10 protein-coding genes are annotated in these 9,422 nt (G+C 57.4%); 4 read left to right on the top strand and 6 right to left on the bottom strand.

The annotated features are described in order from the left end of the window. Window positions 1–307 precede the first annotated feature (307 nt). Window positions 308–643, bottom strand: coding sequence for a hypothetical protein (locus HMPREF2928_RS01125; RefSeq protein ID WP_005504118.1), 336 nt, complete (start codon window positions 641–643; stop codon window positions 308–310). A 173-nt stretch (window positions 644–816) separates the two neighbouring features. Here HMPREF2928_RS01125 and HMPREF2928_RS01120 point away from each other — a divergent pair, with 173 nt between their 5' ends. From HMPREF2928_RS01120 to HMPREF2928_RS01110, 3 genes are all read left to right on the top strand, one after another. Further along, window positions 817–1,344 (top strand): peptidylprolyl isomerase, encoded by a 528-nt coding sequence (locus tag HMPREF2928_RS01120; protein ID WP_005508008.1) that lies wholly within the window; start codon window positions 817–819, stop codon window positions 1,342–1,344. A 158-nt stretch (window positions 1,345–1,502) separates the two neighbouring features. Then, entirely contained in the window at window positions 1,503–2,333 is an 831-nt protein-coding gene (locus HMPREF2928_RS01115; protein WP_070687046.1) for a rhomboid family intramembrane serine protease, read from the top strand. A 58-nt stretch (window positions 2,334–2,391) separates the two neighbouring features. After that, entirely contained in the window at window positions 2,392–3,213 is an 822-nt protein-coding gene (locus HMPREF2928_RS01110) for a rhomboid family intramembrane serine protease (RefSeq protein ID WP_070687044.1), read from the top strand. Between the two features lie 342 nt (window positions 3,214–3,555). Here HMPREF2928_RS01110 and HMPREF2928_RS01105 read toward each other — a convergent pair whose 3' ends face one another. The 5 genes from HMPREF2928_RS01105 to HMPREF2928_RS01085 form a co-directional block, all read right to left on the bottom strand. Beyond that, window positions 3,556–4,374 (bottom strand): shikimate 5-dehydrogenase, encoded by an 819-nt coding sequence (locus tag HMPREF2928_RS01105; protein WP_005504124.1) that lies wholly within the window; start codon window positions 4,372–4,374, stop codon window positions 3,556–3,558. A gap of 1 nt (window position 4,375) precedes the next feature. Then, the gene (locus HMPREF2928_RS01100) at window positions 4,376–4,696 is read right to left on the bottom strand and encodes a glutaredoxin domain-containing protein (protein ID WP_005504125.1); all 321 of its coding nucleotides are present in this window, start codon (window positions 4,694–4,696) and stop codon (window positions 4,376–4,378) included. Between the two features lie 532 nt (window positions 4,697–5,228). Beyond that, window positions 5,229–5,393, bottom strand: a complete 165-nt coding sequence (locus HMPREF2928_RS01095; protein WP_005504128.1) for a hypothetical protein — start codon at window positions 5,391–5,393, stop codon at window positions 5,229–5,231. A 435-nt stretch (window positions 5,394–5,828) separates the two neighbouring features. After that, window positions 5,829–7,226 (bottom strand): galactokinase, encoded by a 1,398-nt coding sequence (locus HMPREF2928_RS01090; RefSeq protein ID WP_005504129.1) that lies wholly within the window; start codon window positions 7,224–7,226, stop codon window positions 5,829–5,831. 274 nt (window positions 7,227–7,500) lie between these two features. Further along, complete coding sequence (locus HMPREF2928_RS01085) at window positions 7,501–8,103, bottom strand: TetR/AcrR family transcriptional regulator (RefSeq protein WP_005504130.1); 603 nt, start codon at window positions 8,101–8,103, stop codon at window positions 7,501–7,503. A gap of 291 nt (window positions 8,104–8,394) precedes the next feature. Between HMPREF2928_RS01085 and HMPREF2928_RS01080 the strand changes: the two genes are divergently transcribed. Continuing rightward, the gene (locus HMPREF2928_RS01080) at window positions 8,395–9,345 is read left to right on the top strand and encodes a hypothetical protein (protein WP_049340057.1); all 951 of its coding nucleotides are present in this window, start codon (window positions 8,395–8,397) and stop codon (window positions 9,343–9,345) included. Window positions 9,346–9,422 lie beyond the last annotated feature (77 nt).

Here is a 9,422-nt window from a genome sequence, read left to right as displayed (position 1 = left end):
CACTTTTGTGGGTGTGGGAGAGTAGGTCATCGCCGGTTTATTTTTGAACCGAGAACCCCATGTCGAAAGACATGGGGTTCTTTGTATATCCGGGAATATGTCTGGGTATATCAGGTGTCTGGGGTATACACAGGAGATTCAGCATCACAGCTGCACTCCCCCTCCCCCCAAAAAACAAGAGAAACACCCAAAACAATAGCCGCCCGCCAGAGTAAGAACTCTAGCGGGCGGCTATCTTTCATAAAGCGCTCTCTTACGCCGCTAGCGGCGCCTCAGAAAGCCTTAGAGAAAAAGATACAGGGAACGCTTATGCGTTCTTCCAGGGGTCCTCTACGGGACGAGCTGCGTTGTAGGCTGCGGCGCCTGCAACACCCAGAGCAACCAGCAGACCCAGGAACGCCAGGCCCTTACGGGGGCGCTTGCCGCCGTTACGCTCAATACGAGCCAGTTCCTTCTCAGCGGCGCGAACGGTCTTCGCGGTAGCCTTACGAGCCTTCTTCAGGGCCTTCTTGTTGCCGGTCAGCTTCTCAGCGAACATCTCAGCGGTCTTGCCTTCCAGCGCGGACTCAACAGCAGCCAGAGAAGAGACGATAGCCTGAGCCTTAGCAGCCTTGCGTGCCTTACGCTTCTTGCAGCAGAACATGGGGTGACCTCCATCGGTTGAAATGCGCCAGCGACCAGAAAACGCCGCCGCGCGCGTAGTGTTCACCTCTCAGGATATTCAATTCCCGCCCAAAAAGCCCGCCCAACGGTGCGCCCGGGGCGAAAAAACATGTTAGATGGCGAATGAGCGCCGCCCCGTGCCACAATAGAGCCATGACTAATGCAACTGCTAAGGCAACTATCCACACTAACTACGGTGACATCGTCGTCGAGCTCTTCGGCAACCACGCACCGCTGACTGTTGAGAACTTCATCGGCCTGGCTGACGGCTCCCGTCAGTGGAAGCACCCCCGCACCGGTGAAATCATGAACACCCCCCTGTACAAGGACGTCGTGTTCCACCGCATCATCAAGGACTTCATGATTCAGGGTGGCGACCCCCTGGGTATGGGCGTTGGTGGCCCCGGCTACCAGTTCAAGGACGAGATTCACCCCGAGCTCTCCTTCTCCAAGCCCTACCTGCTGGCAATGGCTAACGCAGGCCCCGGCACCAACGGTTCTCAGTTCTTCATCACCACCGTTGAGACCCCCTGGCTGAACGGCCGCCACACCATCTTCGGTGAGGTTACCGACGAGGCATCCAAGAAGGTTGTTGACGCTATTGAGGGCGTTGAGACCGGCTTCCAGGACCGCCCGGTCAAGGACGTTGTCATCTCCTCGATTGACATCGAAAAGCTCTAATAAACCCCATCAGAAGGCTCATACGAGCATTCTGCTGAAGGTGTTGAGAAAACACGTATAGTTCAGGGGCCCGCCAGGATTCTTCCGGTGGGCCCCTGCGCTTATATGCCCACGTACACCACCTTTGGACGAATCGGTACACAACCCCTGGAGGGTCAGTGGAGAACTTTCCCAACTACGCAGGCTACGGGCAGACCCCCACCGTCTGCGTCAACCACCCCAACCGCGTTAGCTACGCCCAGTGCAAGCGCTGCAACCGCACCGTCTGTGGCGAATGCCAAGTGAACCTGGACGTGGGCATGGTCTGTCCCGATTGCTACCGCGAACTCACGGGCGGTAGTTCGAAGGGCTCGAAAGCACAGGGGTCGAAAGCACGGGGCTCGTTCCTGGCGCGCCACTGGCACATTACGTACACGCTCATTCTGATTAACGTCGCGATGTACGGTCTGCAACAGATCATTCCCAACGAATGGATGATTAGGCACGGATCATTCTGGTGGCCCTACGTCCAACACGGCGAGTACTACCGCATCATCAGCTACGGTTTTCTGCACATGCAGCATGACCCGATGCACCTGGTGTGGAACATGATTAACCTCTTCATCTTCGGTGTATCTCTCGAACGCATGATGGGGCGGTGGAAGTTCCTCGTGGTGTACCTGGGATCAATCGCCTTTGGTGCATTAGGCGTGTACGTGCTGGCTCCTTCAACGAGCGTGGCGGGCGCTTCAGGCGGTGTGTACGGCCTCTACGGCGCCTTCTTCGTGATCCTGCTTCTCAGGAGGCAGAAGGACACGGCACGCCTCTTTATGCTGCTCATCGGTATTGGTGTGGTGCAGAGCTTCTTCAACCCGTATATTTCTCATGCAGGCCACGCGGGTGGTTTTGTCGGTGGTGTACTGCTGACTCTGCTGATTGTCCCGCTTGTGGATAAGCCCGAGCCTCCTCAGCAGCAGAGCCCTCAGCCGTGGCAAAACGGCAGGTACTAAGCCTGAAAACACTTGGAAAATCTTCGGAAAATCCGGCACAAAAATCTTTGGAGGGTCAGTGGAGAACTTTCCCAACTACGCAGGCTACGGGCAGAGCCCCACGGTCTGCCCCAATCACCCCGACCGCGTCAGCTACACCCAATGTGGGCGCTGCCGTCGAATTGTCTGCAGCGAATGTCAGGTGGCGCAGGAATCGGGTATCGTCTGCCCCGACTGCTACCGTGACCTCAATGGAGGCGCCTCGAGCCCGAAGCGTTCCTTCATCGCCCGTCACTGGCATATTACGTACACGCTCATTCTGATTAACGTCGTGGTGTACGGTCTGCAACAGATTATTCCATTCCGTTGGGTGCACAACCTCGGCATGATGTCTGGTCCCCGTGTTCACCACGGCGAGTACTACCGCCTCATCACGCACGGGTTTGTGCACTCGCAAACTGATCCGATGCACCTGGTGTGGAACATGATTTACCTCTTCATCTTCGGTGTGTCCCTCGAGCGCATGATGGGGCGGTGGAAGTTCCTCTTCGTATATATGGCGGCTACCGTGGGTGCCGGCTGCAGCGTGTACCTCTTCTCCTACTACCGGGGTGCCGTGGGTGCGTCAGGCGGTGTGTACGGTCTCTACGGCGCGTTCTTCGTCCTTCTGCTTCTTCGGAAGCAGAAGGACACCGCACGCCTCTTTATTCTGCTCATGGGTATTGATGTTGTGCAGAGCCTCTTCCACCCGAATATTTCCCACGCGGGACACTTTGGCGGTCTTGTCAGTGGCGCGCTCGCGACCCTGCTGATTATTCCGTTCGTGAAGAAGCCCGAGTCATCTGAATCTTCGGAGCCGCCGCAACAGGGCCTGCAGCGGCGGTTCAAGGGCCGCTATTGAGCCTGAAACCCGCGGAAATCCGCCTCGGAGTCGGGTTATCCACAGCAGTTTTCCACATTGTGTATAACTACATTCGTGTAATTCCACGAGTGTGAGTACATGTTAAAAACCTGTGGATACAGGCTAGAATGACCGAATTACACAGAGTGAATTACACGGGTGTAAGAGTTTTCCCCAGATTTCTCCACAGATGTGGAAAACCTTAAGTACCAGGATGTGTGTAATTACAAAAAATTTCGGCGCGAAGCGCCGGATAGAACAAAAAGTGCCCGGAAGGATCAACCTTCCGGGCACTTTCACGTATCGAGCCCCTCACGGGGCGAAGAAGCAGCGGGCGCGAACCTAGTTCGCCTGAGCCTCCGCCTCCTCAACCTCCTCGGGGGTGAGCTCCACACCGGTGTACAGGCGGAACTGCTCAGCAGCCTGCAGAGCAATCACCTCGCCACCGTGAATAACTTCCTTACCCGCCGCACGAGCCGCACGAACCAGCGGAGTCTCAACGGGCATCGCCACCACGTCAAAGACCACCTGCGCCTCAGCAATAGCCTCCTGCGGGTAGGACAGCTCCTCGCTCTCCTCACCGCCAGCCATGCCAATCGGGGTCACGTTCACCAGAATCGGCGCTCGCAGGTTGCCCACCTCCGGTGCCCAGGCGTACTCGTAACGCTCAGCCAGCGCGCGACCGGTCTCCTCATTACGGGCAATAATCATGCCTTGCGAGAAGCCCGCATCAAAGAACGCGCCAGCCACAGCAGCCGCCATACCGCCCGAACCGCGCAGCAAGAACGGCAGAGACGGATCCACATTATGCGAACGCAGCAGGGAAGCCACCGCAATCACATCCGTGTTGTACGCCTTCAAGAAGCCGTCAGTGTTCACAATCGTGTTCACCGCACCAATAACCGCAGCCGAGTGGTCCATATCGTCCATCAGCGGGATAACAGCTTGCTTGAACGGCATAGACACCGAGCAGCCACGAATACCCAGAGCACGCACGCCGGCGATAGCACCCTCAATGTCGGTGGTGGTCATCGCCTTGTACAGGTAATCCAGACCGTGCTTCTCATACAGGTAATTGTGGAACTTAATACCGTGATTTGACGGGCGACCAGACAGAGAAATGCAGACCGTCGTATCGCGGTTCAGTGCCGGGCGAGCCATCTTAAGCCTCGCCGCCAGCGTCGAGAGTGTTCTGGATCAGCTTCTTCACCTTGTTGCGGCTCACCAGGTCAGCGACCACAAAGTGGGTGTCGCCGGTATCCACGGTGGGAACAACCGCGTTGCCGTCGTTGAGGGACTTCACGTGCGCCTCAGCCTGCGGATCCTCCCAAATGTTCACCCAGGTAGCGTGGTCGCCCAGCTCGCCCAGCTTAGAATCCAGAGCCTCGCAGTAGGGGCAGCCGGGGCGCCAATAAATGACGACGCCGCCATCCTTCATGACCTCGCGTGCCTTCTGCTGATCGGACTGCTGACGTTCAAACATAGTTCCTCCATAAACAGGGTGCTCCGCGGTCTCCAGGAGGCGCTAAAACCTGCCTGAGGGCGCAGCTCAATAAGTTGATGTATCAAGCATAGCCTGAGTACGTAGGTGCGGGGGAGAGGCCCTCATCGGGCGAACGCCCGCGCCGCACCCCGGCAACCCGCACAGCACTCCCGCAGAAGCCTTCACCCTGCGCCCCAGAAGCCTTCCCCCGCGCATTAACGGCATACGCCCCACACCAAGGTTGCCGGACCAATGATGCGGGGCGTATACAGTTCGCGAGAAAGCGCGAGCACTTGTGCTGAGTAAGAGTAAAAGAAGAGTGAAAACAGGCTACCAGGCGGTAACCGAAGCTGAGCAATATGCCGAGTGAGTCGGTGAATGAAAGAACCCAGGCGGGGCAGAACGCCCCATTATTTGAGAGAGATGTTGAGTGAAAGCCGTTGAGTGAAAGCCTGTAATGCAAACCCAGGGAAATGGCGCCCTACCCCACGAGGAGGCGAGGCAGGGCGCCAATCCAAAGGAGGCTGTCGCCTTACTTGCCGAACTTCTCGGTCAGCTTGGAGACGTTCTCGGTCACGACCTCTTCAACCTTGGCAACGTGCTCGTCGGTGACGACCTCCTTGCCAGCCTTCTCGTTGATGACTTCCTGAGCCTTGTCGAGGCCCTGCTCAACGGTACCCTTGATATCGAAGCCCATGGAGGCCTCCTTTCTGCGCTTTCGCGCTCTAAAGCCTCACTCTTGGTGAGGGGCCTGCCCGGAGCGGGCAGAAAACTGGAGTGTGATGCTTTGGTGGACGAAACCTGCAAGCTGGGCTTGTATGTGACGGTCGAACCCAGTGTAGATGCCATCCATATGCCGGACTATAGGCATCAAAACTTTACAGCTCACGGATTGCGTCCGTCGATAAGTGTACATACCCGCGAAGGCAAGAAAAACCACCCTCAGAAAACGTGGCGCCACTTTTGACCAACGACCAAAAAATTATGGCTTATCAGCGCGTTATTACGGGGGATAACCGGAGGAAAATTGCAGAAACTCGCAGGAAACTTCCAGCTAAGAATATTGTTCAAACCCCTGAAAAAACACCCCTATGACACCCCGCCGATTTATGACAGACCTCAGCGCCCAACCCTACAACACCGGAATATCCGTAGGAGCAGCGCCCGCAGCCCAATCATGAGACGCCGCAAAACCAGCAACCATCGGCAAAAAACGAGGCGCCGCATAGCCGCGCACAGCATACGCAGTCGCCACCGCATCCGCGGCAGCCTCCAGCTGAGAGGTCGGAATCAGCGCCATCACCGCGCCACCAAAACCACCACCCACAATACGGGCACCCAACGCGCCCCGATCCAGGCACACCTGCACCGCATCATCAATCTCAGGGCGAGAAACACGCAACTCATCACGCATCGATACAAACGACTCCGTGAAAATGCGGCCCGCCTCCTCAAACGCCGCAAAGCCCAGCTCATCAGCATGTTGCAGCAAATAGCTCGCACGACCCACCAGAGTCATATCGTGGAACGCATGACGCACCCAACCACGCGGGAACGAACACGGACGACCCGCATCCTCCAGAGCATCCAAGGCACGATTCACCGAAGAATCCACCAAGTCAGCACGCCACGCCTTTGCCGCACGCGCATCCATACCCGCACACGACAAATCCTCCGGTAGGGCATCACGCAAAAAACGCAGACCCAAAGCGTCAGCGCACGTCTCAGACGCCGCACGACGAGCCGCAAAACCGCCATCCGTCAGCTCATGCGGAGTGTTCGTATCGATCACCAAAAAACTCAGGCCATGCTGGGCAATATCCACCGCAACCGGCTCAATCGAAAAATCACGGAAATCAATCACCAGAGCCTGCTCCGGATACGAACGCAACGACGCCGTCTGATCCAGGCCACCCGTATGCGCGCCAGCCACCTTATTCTCAGCCGTAATACACACCTGAGCCAGACGCGCACGCAAAGCATCACTATCAGCCGGGGTAGCATCCGCCTGCGGGCACTCCTCACGCACCGGACACGAGAGCTCCAACAACGCCAACGCCGTCGAACACTCCAAAGCCGCCGAAGACGACAAACCGCCACCCACCGGAACACGAGAATTAATCAGCAGGTCAGCACCAAACTCATCGGGCAGCATAATATCCCTGCCGCCCTCCTGATTCATCGCCCACGCAACACCCGCCACATAGGTGAACCAGCCCTTTAAATGACCCGGCTGGATATCGCGAATCACGACCGTGCGCTCGTCGCCGGGCATCTGCAAAGAAGCCGCGCGCAACACACCATCACGACGCAACGCACCCGCCACATAGGTGCGGTACGGCAACGGCATCGGCAGGCACGAGCCACCCAAAAAATCAATGTACTCGCCCAAAAGATTCAGACGCCCAGGCGCAGACCACACACCATCCGGCTCGTAACCATACGCAGTAATAAACTCCTCACGCACACGCGCAATCTCCGCGCTATGGTCCGGAAGAGCCGCCCACTGGGCGGTAGCGGTCATCGACATGGAACACCTCTGATAAAGCCCAACAGGGCACTAAAACATAAACGACACCCTTCGCGCACCCGATACACTCCGGGTACAAGCACGTGTCACATCTAGACTAAAGCAGAAAACCAGCGAACATCGACTCAACCGCCAAACCGCACCAGTACCAGGGCGCAGCAGGTACCAGGGCGCGGCAGAGCAGCCAGCACCAACGCACGCAAAAGCCCCGCACCCCCACAAGGGAGCACGGGGCACCATACATAACTAATAAACCAAAAGAAGGGCTAAGCGATTACGCATCCTGCGTATAAGGCTCCTGCACCACCATCATCGTGTCAATGGCAGAGAGCAAATCCTGGCGGTAACGGTTAAACGCATTCTCAATCAGAGGAACATCGCCGCTCGCCACAGCCTCCTGAGGCGAAATCAGCGGCAGAGTCTGATACTCCTCCACCAGGCTCAACGCAATATGAGTCAACAAACGAGCACGACGCAGCGCCTCCGCATGACCCAAACCAAGAGCCTGGAACTCATGAGCCATAGCCACCACCGGCTTCAACTCACGCGGGTGCAGAGTCAAACTCAAACGCACCACCTCAGGGCACTCACGAATCGGGTAGAGCAGGGAGAACAGAAGATCACCGCGGCGAATCATCGAAGCGCGAATAGCCTCCGGATTCGGCTCAGCCTCCTCAGACATCGACTTCGGGGCACGAGCCAGAATGTAATCCGCCAACAGAATGAGAAGCTGCTGCTTATTCTTCACGTGGTAGTACAGAGCGCCGGGAGCCACGTGAAGCTCCTGAGCGAGTCGGCGCATGGAAAGGTCCGCCAAACCGTAGGTCGCCAAGACCTCGTAGGCGGTATCTAGAATCTTTTCACGGGAAAGTACCACCCTTTCATTTTAGGGTGTTCAACTCTATATCTTGAGCAAGATGCACCCCGCGGCAAACAAAAACCCAACAAATACGCGGCACAAACCCAAAAAGCAATGTTGATTCTCACTCACCCGGAGCGAACGGTTCGCGTTTCATGAGCGCTTTTGCCACCAAAAACGCTTCAGCACACACAGAATAGGTAGCCGCCCACGCTCTCGGCATAAAATCACGTCTTAAACCGCCCAAAACCGCCAAGACAGGTAAACCTCGCGGGCGAACGCCCCAAAATCAGGTGTTTAATATTCGGTATGAGCAATGCATTTTCTGAACTAATCGAGCGCGCCACCGCAGGCGAAGGCCTCAACCGCGAAGAAATCCACACCCTCCTCGTGGACGGTGACGGACAGGACTTCACCCTTATCGAGGCAGCCTCCGTCGTGCGCCGCAACGAATTCCGCAACATGATTGCGATCCACACCGAAGATGAAGCACTCGCCGACGCCCTCGGCACCCGCTCCATCGCCGTGGACTCCTACGAAGTACTGGATATCTCCCGCGATATCGACTCCGAAGAACTCGCGGCAAGCATTGAACGTATTGCAGAATCCTCCGCCATCGGCGTGACCGTACTACTGCCCGAAAATGCAGTACCCATGATGCTCATGCGCGTGCTGTCCATCCTGCGTCTGGCAGCACCCGCCAAGGTCATCCACCTGCCCGAAGGCTACGAACAGTCCCTGCGCTCGCTGACCTCCCTCGCAATGCACGTGGTCAGCGCCATCACCATTACCGATGATATTGAGCAGTGGCCCATGGTCAACGAGGTACTCAAAGCACTGCGTCACGGCGGCATCGTCATCTCCGGCACCGGTGGACGCGACGCCCTCGCAGGCTACCTGCGTTACCTCTCCGACCTCGGCGTGGACCTCATGGGTCACCGCGACGCACGCGGCTCCGCCTGCGGTTCGGTTGACGGTGGCGGTTGTGGCTGTGGCTCGGGTGGCTGCGGTAGCCACGAGGAGCCGGCACCTTCCGCCGGTGGTTGCGGTTGCGGCTCGGGCGGATGCGGTTCCTCCGCTGAAGCTCCGGCTGAGGCTCACGGTCACTCCCACGGTGGTGGCGGTTGCTGCGGCGGCCACGACGAACCAAAGGAAGAAAAGGGTGGCTGCTGTGGTGGCCACGACGAGCCTGAACCGGTCGTGGAGGAAGCTCCCGCTGGCGGTTGTGGCTGCGGTGCTGGTGGATGCGGCTCTAAGTAATCTGCTAGAGGTAGCTACCCCAATCGATATATTCCAAATATAGAATTTTCCCCTGAATAACCTGCTGAAAAGCAGAG

The organism is Rothia sp. HMSC072B04 (assembly GCF_001813725.1).
Classification (GTDB): Bacteria; Actinomycetota; Actinomycetes; order Actinomycetales; family Micrococcaceae; genus Rothia; species Rothia mucilaginosa.
This window is presented reverse-complemented; position numbering and strand designations above follow the sequence as displayed.

Excerpts from the sequence above, each read along its gene's own strand:
- HMPREF2928_RS01105 (WP_005504124.1), bottom strand. The coding sequence starts at position 4,374 with ATGGCTCGCCCGGCACTGAACCGCGATACGACGGTCTGCATTTCTCTG.
- HMPREF2928_RS01100 (WP_005504125.1), bottom strand. The coding sequence starts at position 4,696 with ATGTTTGAACGTCAGCAGTCCGATCAGCAGAAGGCACGCGAGGTCATG.
- HMPREF2928_RS01125 (WP_005504118.1), bottom strand. The coding sequence starts at position 643 with ATGTTCTGCTGCAAGAAGCGTAAGGCACGCAAGGCTGCTAAGGCTCAG.
- HMPREF2928_RS01090 (WP_005504129.1), bottom strand. The coding sequence starts at position 7,226 with ATGTCGATGACCGCTACCGCCCAGTGGGCGGCTCTTCCGGACCATAGC.
- HMPREF2928_RS01095 (WP_005504128.1), bottom strand. The coding sequence starts at position 5,393 with ATGGGCTTCGATATCAAGGGTACCGTTGAGCAGGGCCTCGACAAGGCT.
- HMPREF2928_RS01120 (WP_005508008.1), top strand. The coding sequence starts at position 817 with ATGACTAATGCAACTGCTAAGGCAACTATCCACACTAACTACGGTGAC.
- HMPREF2928_RS01080 (WP_049340057.1), top strand. The coding sequence starts at position 8,395 with ATGAGCAATGCATTTTCTGAACTAATCGAGCGCGCCACCGCAGGCGAA.